General features: G+C 46.3%; 1 protein-coding gene. It reads right to left on the minus strand.

The window, feature by feature from the left end; translation table 11 throughout:
- A partial coding sequence (gene istA / locus QUH73_RS20675) for an IS21 family transposase (protein ID WP_289532344.1) occupies positions 1-1,309 on the minus strand: 1,309 nt, incomplete at its 3' end.
- Positions 1,310-1,507: the final 198 nt, after the last annotated feature.

Here is a 1,507-nt window from a genome sequence, read left to right on the forward strand (position 1 = left end):
GCTTAAAGACCATACTGATTAACTCATGGAGTTCAGGACTGCCTGTCTGAGCTTTTTGAAGATAGTACCCGGGACTTCGGTCCAGGTAATGGTTATGGGCGGAACACAAGTGTTCCCGGTCGGTACTGTAGGTTCCCTTACCGTAGTTTCGTATATGCACAGCTACCTGTTTGCCTTTGGCGTAAATGTAAACCATGGAGCGGGTGTAAATGACCTTTACTTTCACTCCAATGTAGGCGAATGGCACACTATAGTAGTGTTTGTCTTCACTCAGGTAAACGTGATTATTCTTGGCTACCTTAAGTGTTCGGTAGTATTTTAGCTCGAAGGACTGTTCCGGTAAGGTGTTCAGCAGATGCTTCTCTTCGGCCAGAAAACGTTCTTCACGGCAGTAAGGCTTCTGCTGCATACGGGTCTGGTTGTGTTCGCGGTTCTTCTGGCCGATGGCCTGATTCAGGTCTTTCAGACTAAAAAACTGTAAGTTCCGTATTTTTGCATAAATCCTTGTGTAGATCAGCCGAACCTGGTTCTCAACAAGTGCCTTGTCCTTTGGCTTTCGTACCCGTGTAGGAACGACAGTGGTGCCATAGTGATTGGCAAAATCCTCCATCGCCCGGTTTACATCGGGTTCATACCTGCTGGCTTTTACAATGGCTGCCTTTAGGTTGTCCGGCACCAGTACCTGTGGAACTCCTCCAAGGTACTCCAGGCAACATCCCAGAGCGTATAAAAAATCACCAACACTTTGACTCTTTACGGCCAAGGCAAAACTATAGTCTGAATAAGGCAAACAGGCCACAAAGACCTGACAGTGGATTACTTCTCCGGTCTGCACATCCACATAATTTAGCTTTTTTCCAGCAAAGTCGATAAAAAGCTTCTCGCCTGCCTGGTGCTGCAGCACCATTGAAGGTTTGGAAGCAATCAAATGTTGTGACAGGTGATGGCAGAACTGAGTATGGCTGTAGCCTTGGGCATACTCCAGACGGTACTCTTCCCACAATAGCTTTCTGGTAACCCCGGTACGTTTAAGTTCACGGGTAAAGTAATTCAGTTTTCCCTTAAAATGCTCAAAGCGTTCGTCCTTATAGGCTGGATTACCGGGATGAAACCTGGCTTCCAATACGGGATCATCCAGCAACATCAGGCTGTCAACATCCGTTTTCAATCGGGATAGTTTATTCAGGTACGCCTTCACGGTATTCTTGCTTACACCCAGATCCCTGGCTATGGTTTTCTTTGGGCTTCCTTGCTGATGCAAGCGCAGTAATTGTTTGATCTGACTCATAGGTTTTGGTTTTCCAGCCATCTGCATTCGTTTTAGTGGTCATCTACTTTCTACCACTAAAGAACCAAAACCTGTGTTATTTTGAAAAGAGGGGTCAACATGATCCGGATTTTTGTTGATCGCTTTTCAGCTAAGGGGTCAGTATCCGCCGGATTGTCACTCTTTTTGACTTCTCCCTACGCAGGAAAAACCTTGTTTTCCGATCCCGATTTCAGGGGG

This window comes from Labilibaculum sp. K2S (genome assembly GCF_030372765.1).
GTDB lineage: Bacteria > Bacteroidota > Bacteroidia > Bacteroidales > Marinifilaceae > Labilibaculum.